The organism is Ochrobactrum sp. BTU2, assembly GCF_024539785.1.
GTDB classification, from domain to species: Bacteria; Pseudomonadota; Alphaproteobacteria; order Rhizobiales; family Rhizobiaceae; genus Brucella; species Brucella anthropi.
In genome coordinates, this window is record NZ_JAHWRG010000004.1 from 97,449 (window position 1) to 117,425 (window position 19,977).

A 19,977-nucleotide genomic window follows, 5' to 3' on the forward strand; every position below is an offset into this window, starting at 1 on the left:
ATCAAAACACAAGTAGAGCTAATTTATCAGACGAACAAACGCCCTTCCGCGATCTTGACCGCCGTGCCTCCAATCCTCGCTCCCGTGAGCTGCTGCTTGGCAACGTCCAGTTCGAGACGAATCCGCGAAGGTCGCCCCATCTCCATTCCCTGCTCGATCCACCACTGCGAACTGCCGTCAACAGGTTTGTCGTTCTTCTGAATCATGCCTGCAAAGGCGGCTGCAGCCGAGCCCGTAGCCGGATCTTCATAGACATTCGCCCCCGTTACAAACATGCGCGCATGGAAATTGCTGTCGAACAAAATCGTTTCGCGGCAATAGACGTAAATCGGCAAAGGTCGGCCATCGACGTGTGGGAGGCTTTCGTTCACATAGACCGGGTCAATGGACACTTTTGCTGCGGCAATCAGATTGTGAACCGGCACGAGCAGATAAGGTGTGCCCGCGCTCCAGACGCCAGGCACATGGTTCTCAAATCCGATCTCATGTGTACCGAGACCGATCGCAGCAGCGGCCTCTTCTTTCTCGACCTTGACATCAACTCGCTCCGGCAGGCGGGGCAGATCGAACTCGGCGAAGGCGCTATTTTCGCCCAATATCACGCCGCAGCGAACAATACCGACCTTCTCTTCCAAAGCCACGAGCCTGTCGGTCTCATCACCAGTTTTACGACGGCGAGCCAGCGACACGGCAGCCCCCACTGTCGGGTGCCCGGCAAAGGGAAGCTCATAATCAGGCGTGAAGATACGCACCGCCGCTTCATGTGCGGGATTGTTCGGGGGAAAAATGAAAACCGTTTCGGAAAGATTGAACTCGCGTGCGATGGCCTGCATACGCGCATCGGTCAAACCTTCGCTATCATGGACGACAGCCAGCGGATTTCCAGCCAGAGCCTTGTCGGCGAAAACGTCGAAAACCTCATAAAATCTGCCGGAAACGGCGGCGTCATTCATCCCTTATTCTCCCCTCGACCTACACACAAAACCGACTGCGAGGTCGGTTTCACTCCAATGTCTCATGCTTCGCATTGTCTGCGAGCATAGCCAATTTCGCGCCGCTGTCATCTGCAAGTCTGGCCAAGCTTTAGAGATTGTTGAAATGCCAGTCGGCAAATGCTCGCACATAGGACGGTGTTGCGTCTCCCATCGTTCGAGCTGCCTTCACTGGTATGATCTCTGATAGTTCCGGTTCTTCCTCCGCAGAAAGATATCGTTCAATCCGTGATACCAGATCGGTTGACGGCGCATCGAAATAATAACGGCGGAAAAGCGCGATGCTACGGTTTCCTGTCACAAGATTGATCTGTCGCTCCGCACGCGCGTCAAGAAGATCAAGACCCGTTTCCTCGCGAACCTCCCGTTGCCGATTGGCGTCATAATCGACAGCTCCATCGACAATGTCATTATCATCCACTGAGCCCGCCGGAAAATAGACCCTTCCCGCCCCGGCATTTTGTGTGCTCATACGCCCGGCGATCAAATGTCCTTCGCTCGAGACGACCACACCGACACCGAAAATGTGCCACGGACGTTCCTGCGATACGTCATGCCGCCAGTGCATCAGCGTTGCAAAACTGGTGCGCTTGAAGCCAGCCTGAAACACGCCGCCAATCAGTTCTGCGTGTGGTGCCAGATAGAATTCGCCATCGAACAAAGTAGGGTTGGCCGCCCGCTCACGTGTCCAGTTCGAAGCAATCGCTTCGTGGTTATCCACGGTATATGATAAAGGACCGGGCAGTACCCGGACATCGGCACTGTCAATAATGTGGACAGTATTTTCCCGAACCTGCTTCATCGCTCAAACCATGTTCAATGTCACTGCAACCGGACAATGATCGCTTGCTTTCGGGCGATCCCAACCTGTTCTAGGATAACGCTCGATCTGCTGATCAGGTGGAAAAATCGTGCGCCAAGGCTGGCCACGCCGAATGATATTCGGAACCGCCTTCTCATTTTTCTTCGCAAAAGAAGGCGATGCCATGATGTAATCAAGCTGGCAAAGATGACGCTCCTGCGGCCCGCGCGTATGGTAAAGCGTCCAGCGGTCCATAACGGGACGGCGCTCGACCAGATTGACCGCAAACCCATCGGCTAAGAGCACGTCCAACGCACTTTCTTCTTCAACCATTGGCGTGAACTGATAGCCGTTCCATTCATCGCCCCCGATAATGATCCGCTCACGATAATCATTGAAATCACCACAAATCAGCCAGCGGCGATCTGCAACATTGGATGGTCCGAACTTATCCTCGATGATACGGCGCATGGCGCGCGCCTCTGCGCGTCTCACCGGCAGAGATGCTGTCCGTCCGTCAAATCCGTTGCGCGCGCCCGTCATCGATTTCAGATGCGTAACGAAGAGCGATATGGGCTTCCCGGCAATGCGGATATCCAAATTCAGGCAATCCCGCTTGAAGATTCGGTCATGGGGTTCCAGGCCAAGTTCCCCAAGTACGGGCTCGTAGAGGCCAAAATCATTATAGGTTACATAAGCATAGCTGGTGACTTCGTCGACTTCGATGGGCTGCCCGTCCCGTGTCGTGTCGCGCATCATAACGGCAACATCTATGCCGCGGCTGTCATTGCCATCTATGAGATATTTATGTCGGAAACCGTGGCCTATCATCTTGAAAAGATAGCCATATTCAAACGCATTCAACGCCGCCAGATTATCCACCTCTTGCAGGCAGAGAATATCGGCCCGCGTTTCGGCAATCGCCAGAGCCGTCATCTGGCGTGTGTCGTCTGCGTGCGCCACAGCGCGCGCCTGCTCAAGAAGGCGATACTGCGCCTCATCGTTGATTTCGAACAATTGCAGGGTGCGATCCTGATGCAATTCATTGCGAAAGCCGGAAAAATCAAACCGGCGCATCAGATTTTCGACATTGAAAGTAGCTATGGTAAACATGTCTTCGCAATCTCTCTGCTTGCTGGGCGATTGGCAAGAGGATGATTTCCGAAACCAATAAATTTCTGCCGAAGCGGTGACTTGGATATAAAGTATACCCATATATCGGGAGAACGTTGATTAAAGCGAGCTGAAACGATGCGAAAAATTGTGCGCCTGACGATACTGACAGGGCTATTCGTTGCAGGCATTGCAAGTGTGGGTTCAGCCGTCGAACTGCGTAACAGCCAATATCTTCCCTCGCTGAAACCGAGCGGACCGTTGATTATCGGCGGTCAGGCAGGTGCCAATCGCACAGATCCGAGCGCTCGCAACTGCTACGGTTCAACGCTTTGCCGGGAAAGTGGAACTTATATCACCGAACATGGCGTATTGAACTACAAGAACGGCGATGCTCTGCAATATCGACGCACGATGCAGCCACCGGCTGCGGGCGCGCGCCCCAGCAGCAATCATATCCAGTGGTGTTCAAACCGCTATCGCAGCTACCGAACATCCGACAATACATTCCAGCCGTTGGCTGGTCCCAGAACAGGCTGCAATTCGCCATTCCAGTAAGAAAAAAGCCGGGTCTGAACCCGGCTTTTTTTATTTCCACCAACCTAGGCGGCAGCGGATTTCGTATGAGCACGTATCAAACGACCAAGGCGCTTGATGCCTTCATCGATCATCTCGTCGTTGGCGCATGAATAGCTGAGGCGCAGCGTGTTGGCACCGCTACCATCGGCAAAAAATGCCCGCCCCGGAACAAACGCCACTTTCTCGCTATCGATGGATGCAGCAAGTAGCGCTGCGCCATCCATGCCTTCCGGCAGCGTGACCCAGATGAACATACCGCCTTCAGGCTTCGTCCAGCTTGTGGTTTCAGGCATATATTTCGCCAGCGCTTCGAGCATCTTGTCGCGACGGTGCTTATAAACCTTGTGCAGCTTCGCGACCTGAGTACCAAAGCCGCCGCTCGCAACACGCTGAATAGCGATCTGGTTGATCGTGGACGAATGAAGGTCCGCAGCCTGTTTCATGAGAACAAGCTTACGAATGACTGGCTTCGACGCAACCACATAGCCGACACGCAAACCCGGAGCCAGCGTCTTGGAGAAGGAACCGCAATAGATGGTGCGGGTCTTCTCGATGTCACTGCCATTGCGGGCAATGTCCAACGCCAGAATTGGCGAAATCGCATCGCCATTGTAGCGAAGATACTGATAAGCCGCATCTTCGATAACCGGAATATCGAGCTCATCAGCCTGTGCGAGCAGTTTCTCACGACCGGCAAGATCGACGGTTTCCCCTGTCGGGTTGCTGAAATCGGCAGACAGATAAGCGAACTTGACCTGACCGCCGGCTTTCTTGGCAGCCTCTGCATAGGATTCCGGCGTGCGGTTGCCGTTGATCGCCAGCATATCGTAATTGGGCTCGTAAGCGTTGAAAGCCTGCAGCGCGCCAAGATAGGTCGGTGCGGTCACCAGTGCTGTGTCGGCGGGCGACAAAAACAGCTTGCCCAGATAATCGAGAGCCTGCTGCGAACCCGATGTGATGAACACATTGTCTTCCGTGCAGGGAATGCCAATCTTGGCAAGTTCTCCGACCAACCAGGTGCGCAGCGGCTTGTAGCCTTCCGAAACGGAATATTGCAGCGCTGCGTTGGCTTCTGGACCCGTAAGAATGTCCTTATAGGCTGCCTGGAATTCTTCGTGCGGGAAAAGAGCCGGATCAGGAATTCCGCCCGCAAACGAAATAATATCTGGGCGTTCCAGAAGCTTCAGCAGTTCGCGGATTTCCGATGCGCGCATACGTTTCGAGCGCGTTGCAAATACATTTTCCCAGTCCAACACGGGAAATCTCCTCAATTAGACTATCCGTACATTTTACGGAACTTGTAATAGCTAAGTCTCCTCAAAACTTGGCTATTGGATGTGAAGCTCTAGCGCACTTTTCGGCAAGCGAGAACAGCTTTTCCCATGCTTCTATGGAATAAAGATATTCGGAATTGTTTTGGGCCTCAAAGTGCACGAAACGAAAAATCTGGCACAGAATTTGGGTTCTTTTCGTTCGCCTTACGTTGACGATCAACCCGGCCATAGAGTGCCAACTATGAAGGGGGCGCAAGAAGCGCCCCCTCTTTTCGACCTTCATCGCGGCCGAAAACCAGATGGCATTCTGGTTCTGGCGCCCATGTCGTTTGCAGACGGCCAGAACCTGAACCCCGCCGATTTTAGTTGCGAGCCTTGTCGACAAGCTTGTTCGCTGCGATCCATGGCATCATGCCGCGGAGCTTTTCGCCGACTTCTTCGATCTGGTGGCTATCGTTGTTGCGACGGATGCCCTTGAAGCGAGCAGCACCTGCGCGATATTCCTGCATCCAATCGGAAGTGAACTTGCCAGTCTGAATGTCCTTCAGAACGCGCTTCATTTCTTCCTTGGTTTCAGCAGTGATGATGCGCGGACCAGTGACGTATTCGCCCCACTCTGCAGTGTTCGAGATCGAGTAGTTCATGTTGGCGATGCCGCCTTCGTAGATCAGGTCCACGATCAGCTTCATTTCGTGCAAGCACTCGAAGTAAGCCATTTCCGGCGCATAGCCAGCTTCGACCAGAACTTCAAAACCGGTGCGGATCAGTTCAACCACGCCGCCGCAAAGAACAGCCTGCTCGCCGAACAGATCAGTTTCGCACTCTTCCTTGAAGGTGGTTTCGATGACGCCTGAACGACCGCCGCCAACGCCCGAAGCGTAGGAGAGAGCCAGATCATGAGCATTGCCCGAGGCATCCTGATGAATGGCGATGAGGCAAGGAACGCCGCCGCCCTTCTGGTATTCGCCGCGCACCGTATGGCCTGGGCCCTTCGGTGCGATCATGACGACGTCAACCGACTTCTTTGGCTCGATGAGGCCAAAATGCACGTTGAGACCATGAGCGAAAGCGATTGCCGCGCCATCACGGAGATTGTCGTGAATGTGTTCCTTGTAGATATCAGCCTGCAGTTCGTCAGGCGTTGCCATCATCATGAGATCGGCCCACTTGGCGGCGTCAGCAACATTCATCACCTCGAAGCCGTCAGCCTGTGCCTTCTTCGCGGTCGCAGAACCTTCACGAAGGGCCACACGCACGTTAGCGGCACCGGAATCCTTGAGGTTCAGCGCATGGGCGCGGCCCTGGCTGCCATAACCGACGATAACCACCTTCTTCGACTTGATCAGGTTAACGTCTGCATCCCGATCGTAGTAAACGCGCATTTCCTTATTCCCTTCGTTCAGATTGTTCTTCGGCTTCCTTGCGTTCACCGATGTGATTAGGCCCCATAGAGGGCGAAAAACTGCTTGGTGGCGCGCCGGGCGTCCCGGATGACCACGTCGTCAGTCAGTTCCAGATGGTCGCCAAGCAGCAACCGTATTTGCATGTCCCGGACGACAAGCCCGAAAAACGTGCGAAATGCCTCATCGATATCGTCGAAGGCCAGCAAACGTGCCTCCTGCCCCATATGGAGAATGGGCTTGAGGCGCTTGGCCATGGCCACAGGGCCGTTGGCCAGAACGATATCACCTAATGTGGACTTGCCGGACGCCGCATGGCTCACCGCCAGCCGGTTCAGGGCAATGGAGGTTTTTCCCGACAGCACCAGCAGCCAGTCGCGCGCGAAATGTTCCAGGCTCGAGAAAAGAGATTCCGCATCCAGCTTTTCACGGGTCAGCGGCACGACGCGAACTTTCGATGCCTGCCAGCGAACCATCGCCGTCAACAGACCGTCGCGATCGCCAAACCATTTATAGAGGCTTTCTTTCGAGCAGTTGGCGGCACGAGCAATACTTGCCGTCGTCAAAGCGCGGTCCCCGCCTTCCACTAGAAGGCGCAACGCCTGCTCCAGAACATCGTTCTGACGCGGCGAAAGAGCCTGCTGCTTTTGAGCCTGCATTTCGTCGCTGGTATCAGTCACGGGTCTTTTCCTCCACCTTGTACCGTACGGTACGGTTCCCAATTCATAATTACTGTTTCTTCAGCGGTCAAGCATGTTTTCAAAAATTACGGTCGCCTAAAGCGGGATTAATTTTCATCGACAACAAATGCAAAAAAGCGCCTCCCCGAAACCGGAAAAGCGCTCTTTAAAACTATCAATTCAGATGAGTTACAGATTCACCTGCGTTCCAATTTCCACCACACGACCGGTGGGGATCTGGAAATATTCGGTCGCGTCCGATGCCGTTCGGGCAAGCAGGATAAACAGCTTGTCCTGCCAGAGCGGCAAGCCGGAATGGGCCGATGCCTTGAGCGAGCGGCGCGACAGGAAGAACGACGTCGTCATGATATCGAATTTCCAGCCAAGCTTTCGACAGATGCCGAGCGCTCGTGGAATATTCGGTTGCTGCATATAGCCGAAGGTAAGCGTCACCTGCATGAAGCGTTCGTTATATTGGGATACACGCGCGCGGTCGGCACTTGAAACCCATGGCTTCGATGCCGTCACAACCGTCAGTATGACGTTATTCTCGTGCAAAACCTTATAGTGCTTCAGGCTGTGCATGAGCGCAGTGGGAGCGCTTTTGGGATCGCCAGTCAAGAATACAGCCGTGCCCGGCACGATGGTCGGCGGACGTTTGGTCATTTGTTGGACGATCAGATCAAGCGGGACTTCGGCCTTGCGGGTCTTGTTAAAGAGATGCCGCGTTCCGCGCACCCAGGTCCACATGATGAGAACAAGTATCGCAGCAATACCAATCGAAGCCCAACCACCCTCATGGACTTTGATGATATTTGCACCGAAGAACATAATATCGATGATCAGGAAGCCAACAATAATCGGAAGGGCGCGGCTCACGCGCCAATTCCAGATGCGTGTCATCACGATATAGAGAAGGACCGTCGTGACCAGCATGTTGCCGGTAACTGCAATGCCATATGCAGCGGCCAGATTGCTGGACTTCTCGAACCCGAGCACCAGAATAACCACCGCCAGCCCTAAAAGCAGATTGACGCGCGGAATATAAATCTGGCCGTGCAGCTTTTCCGAGGTGTGCTGGATTTCAAGGCGCGGCAGAATGTTGAGCTGAACGGCCTGACGTGCCACCGAATAAGCGCCCGTAATAACTGCCTGGCTAGCGATAACAGTCGCTGCAGTTGCCAGCAGGACCATGGGCAACAGCGCGAAGCTCGGCATCATCTGGAAGAATGGCAATGCAGCGGCTTCGCCATGTGAAAGGATGAAGGCTGCCTGCCCAAAATAGTTGAGCAGAAGGCATGGGAACACGATCCAAAGCCATGCGCGAACGATTGGCTTGCGTCCAAAATGACCGAGATCGGCGTAAAGAGCTTCGGCACCGGTCATTGCGAGGAACACGGCACCAACCGTGATAAAGGCAATGCCCGGGCTGATCATCAGAAAGCGTACAGCATAATAGGGATTCAGCGCCACCATCACCGTAGGATCATCGAAAATATGCCAGAGACCCGACGCACCCAGCGCCAAAAACCACAATGCCATAATCGGTCCGAAGACGATGGCCACCTTGCCAGTGCCGAGTTTCTGGACCGAAAACAGCGTCACAAGAATGACGACAGTTATCGGAACAACGAACGGAGTAAGATCAGGAGCGACAATCTCAAGACCTTCCATCGCCGATAGAACGGAGATTGCGGGCGTAATGACCGCGTCACCGAAGAACAGCGCCGCACCGCAGATGCCTACCCCCAAGATAAGGTCAGGCCGGCCTTTCAACGCACCTCTGACAAGAGCCATCAACGAAAGAATGCCGCCTTCGCCGTTATTATCGGCGCGCAGAACAAACAGCACATACTTGATGGTCACAACCAGCGTCAGTGCCCAGAAGATCAGAGAAACAACACCCAGAATGTCACTGCGGGCGAGAATGCCATCGCTCGCCGCCGCATGAAGGGCTTCACGAAAAGCATAGATGGGGCTGGTGCCGATGTCACCGTAGACAACGCCCAGCGCCCCAAGCACCAGCGTTTTCATGCTCTCATTGTGCTGCTCGGCATCTTCAGCAAAAGCGACGCTTTCAGGAACACCAACGGCAGGCATAGCGGCCTGTGTGGGCGTGTCATTGCCATTTAGCTCGCCGCTCATATGCAGGCACCTCGCAACTTCCTGAAAAGATTCTGGCTGGAGTTACTGGAGATCGATTTCAGATAATGAGTGTATTCGCAAAAAGTTGCGAATTGCCGCATCGTCGCCGCACCGTTTCCCAAATCAGCTTTAATCATAAGCTTGGTATCGATTGAACGTAGCAATTCGTCCGAATGCAACCGCAATAGAACTGCCTCGGCGCAGAAAGCAGACGTCGGAAAACTGCTTCAATGCTTCCCTCATACGATCCTGCGTCCCCCAACGCATCTGAATAGTGGCGGACGCCTAAAGCTTGTCTCACCCGAATGCAAATGCGCTTTTTGCAAAGCTTCAACCCGAGCCATGCACCAAGCGCATTAACTAACATCTTATGCCAATGCCGCAATATAGCGGCTTACAGTTACCGGCATTCCATACATGAGTGCATCGGCGGTCAATCCATGTCCAATGGAAACTTCACTCAACTGAGGGATACGTTTTACCAGCGCCGGCAGGTTGTCTACTGTAAGATCATGCCCCGCATTGATATCGAGGCCTAGCGCCGTAGCGGCATTTGCAGCCTTTTCCAGTCGATCCAGTTCACGTGTTGCGGCTGCCGGGTCATCATAGGTAGCACCATAAGGGCCGGTATAGAGCTCCACACGGTCCACACCGATAGCAGCTGCGCGTTCGTATCCAAGCGGATCGGGGTCGGCGAACAATGACACCCGCATTCCGCCCGCTTTCAAACGGGCCACGATAGGAGCCAGAAAGTCAGATCTCGACACGAAATCCCATCCATGATCCGAGGTCGCCTGTGTTGGATCATCAGGAACGAGCGTCACCTGCTCAGGCTGATGTTTCTCCACCAGATCGAGAAATGCTTCGCTTGGAAAACCTTCGATATTGAACTCCGCTTGCGGAAACTCATCATCGATCAAAGCGCGTATATCACCCAGATCGGAAAACCGGATGTGACGCTGATCGGGACGCGGATGCACTGTCAATCCCGCAGCGCCTGCGGCAAGCGCAGCGCGGCCCAGACCGGTAACGCTTGGCCAAGGCAAATCACGCCGATTTCGCAGCATCGCAACAGCATTGAGATTGACCGATAATTTCGCAGGCATTGGAGACTCCCGGATAGATATCCCGCTTTATAACGCCTGCCACGAAAAAATGTGAGTGCTTTGCCGTCGCACCGCAGCCGCAATCCCCAACCATGAAATCTGCCTGCAACAATCTGGGTTTGCATAGTTTTTCCAGTTCGCATCAATTTGGAGACTGTCCGCAACCTTTGCCCCCGCTTCGACGTTTAAATCTGATCAATGATGGAGGTCTATGATGCGAAATGAGGACATACCCGTCATTCGCCGCATTCCAACAAACCGGGAAGACGTTTTTGCTTTTGCAATCGAAGGACATCTCGACGATGCGTCATTGGAGAACCTCTACGGGCTTCTTGACGCAGCTTACGAAACACATGAAGAAATTGACCTCCTGATCCGCCTAACCGGATATGAAGGTTTCGACTGGACGGCTGCATTCTCGGAAAGCATGCTGTCCATGCGCTCCAAATCCCTGAAAAAGCTTCGCCACTATGCAATCGTCGGCGGCCCCCTGTGGATACAGGCCAGCATAACCCTCATGCAGCCTTTCCTGTCGATAGAACTTCGCGCTTTCGAAGCAGACGAAGAAAACGAGGCCTGGGAATGGCTGAGTGCCCGACCGACAGACGAGTAATTATTTTACAATGGTCAAACGTTCGGCAGCCCGCGTGATCGCCGTATAAAGCCACCGCTCACGCGTATCGCGAAACGCAAAACTTTCATCGAAGAGCACGACTTCATCCCATTGGGAGCCCTGTGCCTTGTGCACAGTCAAAGCATAACCGTAATCGAAATCGTCGTAGCGTTTCTTGGTCTGCCACGGAATTTCACTGTCGGGGTCTTCGAACTGCGCCTTCAGCAGCTTGATCTTCGCCACACCGCGATCATCATCCTCAGGTGTAACCAGCAGATTGATACCGGGCTTCACCGTTTCCTTGGACGATGTCATCACCTTCCAGAGCGATCCGTTGAGAAGTCCCTTGGCAGGATCGTTGCGCAGGCAAACCAGTTTGTCGCCAGCCTGCGGGTAATCAGCAGTAAAGCCTTTTAGCTCCCGAAGGCGCTGGTTATAGCGGCGGCGCGTCCGGTTGGTACCGACGAGCACCTGATCGGCGGCTAACACCATCTCCTGATTGACGTCGCCTTTTCCGATAACCTTTGCAGCGCCATGGTCACCATAAGGAAGTTCACGCCCTTCCCGCACATCAAGCGCCATACGGATGATCGGATTGTCCTGCGCCTGACGATGAATCTCGGTCAGAAGATAATCCGGCTCGTGTTCCGTGAAAAAGCCGCCGCCGGAAATCGGCGGCAATTGCCCCGGATCGCCAAGAACGAGGATGGGTGTGCCGAAACTCATCAAATCCCGCCCCAGCGCCTCATCGACCATGGAACATTCGTCCACGACGATCATCGCCGCTTTGGCGACAGGGCTCTGCCGGTTAAGCGAGAAGGTCGGCGCGATGGAAGTCTTGCCAGTCGTTTCGTCCTCAATCGCTTCTTCGCCACGTGGGCGATAGATCAGCGAATGAAGCGTGCGTGCGTTGCTAGCGCCTTTCGAGCGCAGCACCTGTGCCGCCTTGCCGGTAAAGGCCGCAAACTGCACATCGCCATCCACATGCTCGGCAAAATAGCGGGCGAGCGTCGTCTTGCCCGTACCCGCATAGCCGAACAATCTGAAAATAGGGCTGCGGCCGTCTTTGAGCCACTGCCCGACGGCCTTCAGCGCCTGATCCTGTTCCGGTGAAAACTGCATGATCCTTTCAGACAGGATTCGCCGCCCGAAAACAAGATCAAACCGTGATCAAACGGTTTTGCTCACCAGCGCTGCAAATCTGTCAAGATCGACATTGCCACCACTGACGATCACCCCCACACGCTTGCCTTGCAGCTTCGACGCCATCTGTCGTGCGCCAGCAAAAGCGAGACAGCCTGTCGGTTCGACCACCATTTTCATCCGACTGGCGAAGAATTTCATACCGTCAACCAGTTCATCGTCGCTAACGGCCAGAATATCACGAACAGTTTCGCGGATGATGGCAAAGGTCATGTCGCCAAGAGCTTGTGTCTGGGCGCCATCCGCCAAGGTCTTCGGCACGTCGATGTGCACAATCTTGCCGGAGCGGAACGACTGCTGGCCATCATTTCCCGCCATCGGCTCGACACCGTAGACGTCGCATTCCGGCGACAAGGCTTTTGCCGCTAGCGCCGAACCGGCCAACAGGCCACCACCGCCAAGACAGACGAACAGGGCATCGAGGGGACCGGTTTCCTCAATCAATTCCTTTGCCGCAGTTCCCTGCCCGGCGATGATATCCGGATGATTGAATGGCGGAATGAGGGTCAGCCCACCGTCTTCGGCCAGACGCTTCGAAAGCACATCGCGGTCTTCTTCGTAACGGTTATAGGTCACAACCTTCGCGCCGTAGCCTCGCGTTGCATCAAGTTTCGCGCGCGGCGCATCCTCAGGCATGATGATAGTCGCGCCAATACCGAGCAGTTTTGCCGCAAGCGCGATCGCCTGCGCGTGATTACCGGACGAGAAAGCCAACACGCCTCGCGCTTTTTGCTCATCCGTAAACCGCGACAGAGCATTGAAAGCACCACGAAATTTGAAGGCACCTATGCGCTGGAAATTCTCGCACTTGAAAAAGAACTGAGCGCCGGTTTCGCGGTCGATAGTTGACGACGTGAACACCGGCGTATGGTGTGCGTATCCTTCGATCTGCTTTGCGGCCGAAATAACATCATCATAAGTTGGAAGCTGGTTCATAATTCGCCTCTTCATTCTCTATTTCAGCATCGGCCATAGGCTCAGAACGAGCAGCAGGGCCATGATAAGGTTGAACCATTTCAATCGAACAGGGTCAGAAAGCCAGTTGCGCAGCAATGTGCCAAACCCTGCCCAGACCGAAACGCTCGGCAAATTCACAATCGCGAAGGCGGAGCTGACCAGGAGCACGGCGACATAATAGTTGTCGTGATTGGCATAGGTGGCAATTCCCGTGATCGCCATTACCCAGGCTTTCGGATTGACCCATTGAAATGCCGCTGCCTGCAAGAAAGTCATTGGCTCAGCTTTATCTCGATGCTTTGCCTCTCCGATGGAACGCGACATAGCAATCTTCCAGGCAAGGTAGAGCATATAGGCGCCACCAGCGAATTTCAGCGCGGCATAGAATGACGGCACCGTTTCGATCAAAGCGCCGAGCCCGAAGCCGATCGCAAGCAGCAACACGAAGAAGCCCACACCGATCCCCAGCATATGCGGGATCGTTCGACGGAAACCAAAGTTTACGCCTGATGCCAGAAGCATGAGATTATTTGGCCCCGGCGTAACGGACGACACGAAGGCGAAGACAAGAAGCGCCAGAAAAATTTCAACAGACATAGGACGGCCCCAATTTATGGGGACAAATTAGCTCAATAAAAAACCGGCACAATCGAAACATTGTGCCGGTTTTCAAACATATTGTATCGATTTCAGTTGAAAGCTTTTACATGCCTTCCGGGCCACGGTTCATGGCTGCAACACCCGTACGGCAGGTCTCAACCAGTCCGAGTGGCTTCATGATCGAGATGAACTGATCAATCTTGGCAGTCTTCCCGGTGATCTCCAGGATGAAGTGATCCGTCGTCGCATCAACCACCTTGGCCTTGAACGCGTCGGCAAGACGAAGCGTTTCCGCCCTCGCCTCACCTTTGCCGGCAACCTTCACCAGTGCCAGTTCACGTTCAACCGGACGGTCGTGGCCAAGCTCAGAGGCGCGATGGCTGAGATCGACGACGCGGTGAACTGGAACAATCCGGGCCAGCTGGTGGCGGATCTGGTCAAGCACGTGCGGCGTGCCGCGCGTCACAATCGTAATGCGCGACAAGTGCTTTTCATGCTCGGTTTCCGAAACCGTCAGACTTTCAATATTGTAGCCACGTCCGGAGAAAAGACCGATCACGCGGGCAAGGACACCCGGCTCGTTGTCAACGAGTACCGCAAGCGTATGCGTTTCCGGCGTTTGCGTTTCGGCTGCAATGAAATAGGCCGATCCGGAAGCTAGGTTCTGTGCATTCATGATTTCTTTCCTCCGGATCAGACGAGCGCGCGGCCCTTGGCATCGATGGCGTTGGCGACAGCTTCATCCGTTGCTTCATCCGGCAACAGCATTTCGTTATGCGCCTTACCCGATGGGATCATTGGGAAGCAGTTGGCGAGATTTGCCACGCGGCAATCGAAAATAACCGGCTTGTCGATGTCGATCATTTCCTGAATGGCGGCATCGAGGTTGCCCGGCTTGTCACAACGGATACCATGTGCGCCATAGGCTTCAGCCAGCTTCACGAAATCCGGCATCGCCTCGGTATAGGAGTGCGACAGGCGATTGCCATGCAGGAGCTGCTGCCACTGGCGCACCATGCCCATATACTGGTTATTCAGGATGAATATCTTGATTGGCGCATTATGCTGGATGGCAGCCGACATTTCCTGAATGCACATCTGGATCGAGGCATCGCCCGCGATATCGATAACCAGTGCATCAGGGTGTGCGATCTGTACTCCGAGCGCTGCCGGCAGGCCGTAACCCATGGTGCCGAGGCCACCAGAGGTCAGCCAGCGGTTCGGTTCCTCGAAGCCATAGAATTGCGCAGCCCACATCTGGTGCTGACCAACTTCCGTGGTGATGTAAGTCTTCCGATCCTTGGTCAGTTCATAAAGCCGCTGAATTGCATATTGCGGCATGATGACGTCCTTGTTCGGCGCATAGGCGAGCGAATTGCGGGCACGCCAGCGATCGATCTGTTCCCACCAGGCACCGATTGCCTGCTTTTCCGGCTTCTTGTCAGAGGCACGGAACTGCCGAACAATATCTTCCAGAACATGCGCAACATCGCCGATGATCGGAACATCAACGCGAACGCTTTTGTTGATGGAGGATGGGTCGATATCGATATGAATTTTCTTCGAGTTCGGAGAAAATGCGTTCAGACGTCCGGTAATACGGTCATCGAAACGGGCACCGACGCACAGCATGACATCGCAGTCATGCATGGTCATGTTGGCTTCGTAAGTGCCATGCATACCGAGCATGCCGAGCCAATTCTTGCCGGAGGCCGGATAGGCGCCCAGCCCCATCAGCGTGGATGTGATCGGGAAATTGCTGATCTCAACCAGCTCGCGCAGCAGACGGGAAGCTGCCGGGCCGGAATTAATCACACCGCCGCCAGAATAGATGACGGGCTTCTTTGCATTGACGAGCAGACGAACGGCGTCCGAAATTGCCTGCGCCTTGCCGTCGAGAACCGGACGGTAGCTGGTGCGCGGCGCGGTTTCCGGTGGCGTGTAAATACCCTTGGCGAACTGGATATCCTTCGGAATGTCGACCACAACGGGACCGGGACGACCGGTGGAAGCGACATGAAAGGCTTCATGCAGGATGCGCGCCAGATCGTTGACGTCCTTCACCAGCCAGTTGTGCTTGGTGCAGGGGCGCGTGATACCAATCGTATCGCATTCCTGAAACGCATCGGAGCCGATCAGCGTTGTCGGAACCTGACCAGAAATGCAAACCAGCGGAATGGAATCCATCAGGGCATCCTGCAGCGGCGTAACTGCATTGGTCGCACCCGGACCGGAGGTAACAAGCATCACACCGACTTTGCCGGTCGAACGCGCATAGCCTTCCGCAGCGTGTCCTGCGCCCTGCTCGTGTCGGACCAGAACGTGCTGAACCTTGTCCTGCTGGAACAGTTCGTCATAGATCGGAAGCACAGCGCCGCCGGGATAACCGAAGATGCTCTCCACACCCTGATCGATCAAAGCCTGAATGACCATTTCTGCGCCGGTCATTTCGCGTGGATTGCTTGCTTCCTGCGTTTCTGCGGCGTTTGCGTCCGCCTCACGTTTACCTGCAGTCATTGTTCTCTTCCCGTCGTCTGCATTTCATTTCTGATTTGGATAATAAAAAAGGCCCCCGAGGGAGCCTGTCTTTCGCGCATGGGAGCTTTCGCCGGATGGTTACACCATCCTGCCCATGCGCGCCCGTACCACAAGAATAATAATCGTGTTCATGGTGGCGGACACTAATAGCCGGATTTGGCGTCGTCAACGCATAAATACATCGCCCGCGATATTTTCTTAGGCTCACCCGCCCCAAACGATAACTTTATTTCAACGGAAGATTCTTATCCTGACACGAAACCTCCTGTTGAAAGTTGGGGCGGAGTGGGCAGCATGAGCGAAATTGGGGACAGTTCCAACGCGCGAGAACAGAGCGAATATGTGCAGCGCAATCGCACGGAAGGCTATGTCATCCAATGCGATGGCGAGAGTGCCATCGTCTCAGCGCTATCAGGCCCCTCTTCGGCAGCATCTGACGATTATTGGGCCGTAGGTCAGCTTATATCCATTCAGGCAGGCGACAATCGCGTCGTGGGACTCATCCGCAACGTGCTTGTTCCCGGTGATGTCTGGATACGCGGCGGTGACAACACGCTCCATGTCCATGTCGAGTTTCTGGGTGAAGTTCGCGTGCAACCGACCGGGCAGACCACTTTCAACGGCGGTATTTCGCAGTTTCCCCATCCCGGCGCTATTGCTCACCGTATCCGCGCCACCGACCTTGCCGCCATTTATGCGCAAACAGGTCACAGCAGCGTTTCAATCGGTACACTCACGCAGGACGCAACCGTTCCGGCTTACATATCGGTCGATGATCTTATCTCCCGGCATTTCGCTATCGTCGGCACAACGGGCGTCGGCAAGTCGAGCGCAGTCATCCTGCTGCTACGCCGGATCGTCGCCGAAAAGCCCAATCTGCGTGTGCTCATTCTTGATCCACACAATGAGTTCGCGAGCGCATTTCCCGATCTGGCCGTGGCGGTCGATCAGACGAATATCGAACTGCCATTCTGGATGCTGCGGCTGGATGAATTTGCAGATGTGATCTTTCGCGGGCGCGCGCCGGACCCGATGGAACTCGATATATTGCGTGATCTGGTCCAGCTAGCCCGCGAAAAAATGCAGGGCACAGAACTGTCAGCCGCGAAAACATTGCGACGGCAGCTTGCCGACCGCCAGAGCGTCAGCGCCGACACGCCCATCGCCTACCGTCTGCTTGACCTGATAGCCCTCATCGATGAGCGTATGGGTCTCCTCGACAGCAAGGCGGAACGTCCCTATCTGCGCAGCCTCAAAGCTCGGCTTGAATCGATCTCTGCCGATCCCCGCTTCCGTTTCATGTTCGCTGTAACTGGCGGCTCGGAAACAATGCGACAGGCCATTGGCCGGATTTTTCGCATCCCGCTGAACGGAAAACCCATCTGCACATTCCAGCTTGCAGGCTTACCATCCGAGGTTGTCAACGCTGTTGCTTCCGTCTTGTGCAGACTGGCATTCGATATCGCCCTTTCAAGTGAGGGCAGCCTACAGACACTGGTAATCTGCGAGGAAGCCCACCGCTATATTCCAACCGACCGCGACGCCGGGTTCTGGCCGACAAGGCAGGCAATATCCCGAATTGCCAAAGAAGGTCGAAAATACGGTTCCTATCTCGGAGTTATAAGCCAGCGCCCCGGCGAGCTTGATCCAACGATCCTCTCACAGTGCAATTCGATTTTTGCGATGCGGCTCGGTAATGAACGTGATCAGGAAATCATCAAAGGTGCCATTCGCGGCGGCGCACAGAGCATGGCAGGCTTCCTGTCATCCATCGCCAACCGCGAAGCGATAGCCTTCGGCGAAGCGTTCTCAACACCGATGCGTCTCACATTCGAAACCATCCCACCTCATCAGCTTCCCGGACGCAGCAAAAGCGAGAGCGCTCTTTCCAGCTGGCGCAACGACGAAAAGATATCCCTCGACCGTATCGTTGAAAAATTACGTGCTTTTGAGAACAGTTCACAGACGGAACCGGTGGACCAACTCGGAGACGAGGATAATCTGTGGGGCAGCCCAGTCTCTACCAGTCGCCGTGACCAAGCGCCTACCGACGAAGCTTACCATCGCTCATCTTCTTCGCCGAGGCCACAAACATCACTCAGTCTCGACACAAAACAGAGTATTGAGAAGATGGGCGAACTGGTGCGCAGCTTTCGCAAGGATCGCGAGCGCTAGATAGTGTAGCGAATCCGAAAATCCTATCAGCCTGAAGCTAGGCGCAGACGCGGTTACGGCCCATATTCTTCGCGGCATAGAGCATCTTGTCAGCGCGACGATAGAGATCTTTCGAGGTCTCGCGCCGATCCCATATCGCAAGACCGATACTGACGGTAACGCCAAGCTTTTCATCGCCAAGATCGATTTCGAGCGTCGATATGGCCTTGCGAATACGATTAGCAAGCTTGATCATCAATTCCGCGTCCATGTTCGGCGCAAGGACTGCGAACTCCTCGCCACCAAGCCGGGCGACAACATCATGATACCGTGTATAGTCCTTGAGACACCGCGCCACCTCCTGCAGCACGACATCGCCAATGTCATGTCCGTAGGTATCGTTCACGGCCTTAAAGTGATCGAGATCGATAATCATCAGTCCGACAGGCCGCTGTATACGGTCAAACTGGACCAGATATTCCTTTAGCGCCTCGTCGAAATAGCGCCGGTTCTGCATACCAGTCAGGCTGTCCGTCAACGCAGCATGTTCGAGGGTCTGCGACCGTTCGGAAAGATCCTGCGTGATGACCTGCAGTTTGCCGTGGTCCAGCGCATCGGTGCGAATTTGGGGATAGATCAGGAACAACCCGCAAGCGATTGTCGCAATCAGCACCCAGATTGTGACGTGGTTCAGCTGGTCGAGTCTCGAAACCAGTTCATAGGCGCCCGCATCAAGAGGCAATGTCTGCAATTGTCCGATGTCGACACGAGCTTGATAAAGCAACAGCCCGATACCGAACATCAGAACAATCAGAATAAAAAATGCCCGTTCCGATTTATGAAACCGCATAGCCCGCGCCCACCTCTCCTGTTTCAGAGAGTGCCAGCGAGTTATTTCGTTGTCGTTAATTGAGCGAAGGCATCATCGGAATTTGCGTGCGTGCACCAGCTATCATCAAGCTGATTTCGAAACCAGGTCGACTGACGCTTTGCATATTGCCGGGTGGCGATAACCGAACGTTCAATGGCTTCTTCCCGCGACATCGAGCCTTGCAAAAATGCCGTGATTTCACGCACACCGATGGCCTTCATTGCAGGCAATGCCGGGTCGAGATCAAGCACCAGCAATGCCTTTACTTCGTCAATCGCACCATTGTCCCACATCAGGGCAAACCGCCGGGCAATACGCTCTGAAAGCCATGTCCGGTCCGGCAGCAAGACGATCTTGCGGGCGCTATGATCGTCTACCAGTGCCTGCCCTTTCGTCTGTTGCCATACAAGAAGCGACTTTCCAGTGCCTTCAAAAACCTCCAGCGCCCGAACGATGCGCTGGCTGTCGAAAGGTTGAAGGGTTGCGGCCATCTCCGGGTCACGTTCGCTGAGAAGCCGGTGAAGATTTTCTGGACCGTCCATCTCCATCCGTCCTCGCCAATAGGCGCGAACATCACCCGGCACCTCTGGCATCTGCGACAGTCCACCGAGAAGCGCTCTGAAATAAAGCCCCGTCCCGCCAACAAAGATCGGGGTCCTGTGCTTCATGGCAGGTTGCGTTAGCAGGTCAGCTACATCGTCCAGCCATCGTCCGGTCGAATAGGACATCGATGGCGCGACGTGTCCATAGAGATGATGTTCTGCCGCAGCCAGATCCGCTTTGTTCGGCCGCGCAGTCAGAAGGTCAAGAACATCGTAAACCTGCATGGAATCGGTGTTCACGATGAAACCGCCGGTCTCATGAGCCATGCGAATGGCAAGTGCCGACTTGCCGCTGGCCGTCGGGCCAGCTATCAGGATTGCATTCGTGATCGCACCCTCATTCATCGT

At 54.6% G+C, this 19,977-nt stretch carries 18 protein-coding genes; 3 read left to right on the top strand and 15 right to left on the bottom strand.

Going from position 1 to position 19,977, the window contains the following annotated elements; all coding sequences use genetic code 11:
• Positions 1 to 26: 26 nt before the first annotated feature.
• From KWJ32_RS12895 to KWJ32_RS12905, 3 genes are all read right to left on the bottom strand, one after another.
• Positions 27 to 953 carry a PhzF family phenazine biosynthesis protein gene (locus KWJ32_RS12895; RefSeq protein ID WP_010659786.1) on the bottom strand — a complete coding sequence of 309 codons (927 nt, stop codon included), beginning with the start codon at positions 951 to 953 and terminating at the stop codon, positions 27 to 29.
• 130 nt (positions 954 to 1,083) lie between these two features.
• Positions 1,084 to 1,794 (bottom strand): NUDIX domain-containing protein, encoded by a 711-nt coding sequence (locus KWJ32_RS12900; protein ID WP_012091806.1) that lies wholly within the window; start codon positions 1,792 to 1,794, stop codon positions 1,084 to 1,086.
• Positions 1,795 to 1,797: 3 nt separating this feature from the next.
• Entirely contained in the window at positions 1,798 to 2,907 is a 1,110-nt protein-coding gene (locus KWJ32_RS12905; protein ID WP_012091805.1) for an endonuclease/exonuclease/phosphatase family protein, read from the bottom strand.
• 138 nt (positions 2,908 to 3,045) lie between these two features.
• On the opposite strand from KWJ32_RS12905, the gene KWJ32_RS12910 reads away from it, so the two are divergent.
• Positions 3,046 to 3,465 carry a BA14K family protein gene (locus KWJ32_RS12910; RefSeq protein WP_012091804.1) on the top strand — a complete coding sequence of 140 codons (420 nt, stop codon included), beginning with the start codon at positions 3,046 to 3,048 and terminating at the stop codon, positions 3,463 to 3,465.
• Between the two features lie 44 nt (positions 3,466 to 3,509).
• On the opposite strand, the gene KWJ32_RS12915 is transcribed toward KWJ32_RS12910, so the two are convergent.
• The 5 genes from KWJ32_RS12915 to KWJ32_RS12935 form a co-directional block, all read right to left on the bottom strand.
• Positions 3,510 to 4,742, bottom strand: coding sequence for a PLP-dependent aminotransferase family protein (locus tag KWJ32_RS12915; protein ID WP_012091803.1), 1,233 nt, complete (start codon positions 4,740 to 4,742; stop codon positions 3,510 to 3,512).
• 380 nt (positions 4,743 to 5,122) lie between these two features.
• Positions 5,123 to 6,142 (bottom strand): ketol-acid reductoisomerase, encoded by a 1,020-nt coding sequence (ilvC, locus tag KWJ32_RS12920; RefSeq protein WP_010659781.1) that lies wholly within the window; start codon positions 6,140 to 6,142, stop codon positions 5,123 to 5,125.
• Positions 6,143 to 6,198: 56 nt separating this feature from the next.
• Positions 6,199 to 6,840, bottom strand: coding sequence for a TetR/AcrR family transcriptional regulator (locus KWJ32_RS12925; RefSeq protein ID WP_010659780.1), 642 nt, complete (start codon positions 6,838 to 6,840; stop codon positions 6,199 to 6,201).
• A 189-nt stretch (positions 6,841 to 7,029) separates the two neighbouring features.
• Positions 7,030 to 8,985, bottom strand: coding sequence for a potassium transporter Kup (locus KWJ32_RS12930; RefSeq protein WP_010659779.1), 1,956 nt, complete (start codon positions 8,983 to 8,985; stop codon positions 7,030 to 7,032).
• Positions 8,986 to 9,353: 368 nt separating this feature from the next.
• Positions 9,354 to 10,091, bottom strand: a complete 738-nt coding sequence (locus KWJ32_RS12935; RefSeq protein ID WP_012091801.1) for a pyridoxine 5'-phosphate synthase — start codon at positions 10,089 to 10,091, stop codon at positions 9,354 to 9,356.
• A gap of 214 nt (positions 10,092 to 10,305) precedes the next feature.
• On the opposite strand from KWJ32_RS12935, the gene KWJ32_RS12940 reads away from it, so the two are divergent.
• Entirely contained in the window at positions 10,306 to 10,704 is a 399-nt protein-coding gene (locus tag KWJ32_RS12940; RefSeq protein WP_012091800.1) for an STAS/SEC14 domain-containing protein, read from the top strand.
• Here KWJ32_RS12940 and KWJ32_RS12945 read toward each other — a convergent pair whose 3' ends face one another.
• From KWJ32_RS12945 to KWJ32_RS12965, 5 genes are all read right to left on the bottom strand, one after another.
• Positions 10,705 to 11,826, bottom strand: a complete 1,122-nt coding sequence (locus KWJ32_RS12945) for an ATP-dependent RecD-like DNA helicase (protein ID WP_010659776.1) — start codon at positions 11,824 to 11,826, stop codon at positions 10,705 to 10,707.
• Between the two features lie 48 nt (positions 11,827 to 11,874).
• Entirely contained in the window at positions 11,875 to 12,843 is a 969-nt protein-coding gene (locus tag KWJ32_RS12950; RefSeq protein ID WP_012091799.1) for a threo-3-hydroxy-L-aspartate ammonia-lyase, read from the bottom strand.
• An 18-nt stretch (positions 12,844 to 12,861) separates the two neighbouring features.
• Positions 12,862 to 13,461, bottom strand: coding sequence for a LysE family translocator (locus tag KWJ32_RS12955; protein WP_010659774.1), 600 nt, complete (start codon positions 13,459 to 13,461; stop codon positions 12,862 to 12,864).
• Positions 13,462 to 13,567: 106 nt separating this feature from the next.
• A complete protein-coding gene (gene ilvN, locus KWJ32_RS12960; protein WP_010659773.1) occupies positions 13,568 to 14,140 on the bottom strand; it encodes an acetolactate synthase small subunit in 573 nt (190 codons plus the stop codon).
• A 17-nt stretch (positions 14,141 to 14,157) separates the two neighbouring features.
• Positions 14,158 to 15,981 (bottom strand): acetolactate synthase 3 large subunit, encoded by a 1,824-nt coding sequence (locus tag KWJ32_RS12965; protein WP_012091798.1) that lies wholly within the window; start codon positions 15,979 to 15,981, stop codon positions 14,158 to 14,160.
• A gap of 315 nt (positions 15,982 to 16,296) precedes the next feature.
• Here KWJ32_RS12965 and KWJ32_RS12970 point away from each other — a divergent pair, with 315 nt between their 5' ends.
• Positions 16,297 to 18,177, top strand: a complete 1,881-nt coding sequence (locus KWJ32_RS12970; protein WP_010659771.1) for an ATP-binding protein — start codon at positions 16,297 to 16,299, stop codon at positions 18,175 to 18,177.
• 37 nt (positions 18,178 to 18,214) lie between these two features.
• On the opposite strand, the gene KWJ32_RS12975 is transcribed toward KWJ32_RS12970, so the two are convergent.
• On the bottom strand, positions 18,215 to 19,006 hold the full coding sequence (locus KWJ32_RS12975; RefSeq protein ID WP_012091797.1) for a GGDEF domain-containing protein: 792 nt from the start codon (positions 19,004 to 19,006) through the stop codon (positions 18,215 to 18,217).
• Positions 19,007 to 19,047: 41 nt separating this feature from the next.
• Positions 19,048 to 19,974 carry a tRNA (adenosine(37)-N6)-dimethylallyltransferase MiaA gene (miaA, locus tag KWJ32_RS12980; protein WP_012091796.1) on the bottom strand — a complete coding sequence of 309 codons (927 nt, stop codon included), beginning with the start codon at positions 19,972 to 19,974 and terminating at the stop codon, positions 19,048 to 19,050.
• Positions 19,975 to 19,977 lie beyond the last annotated feature (3 nt).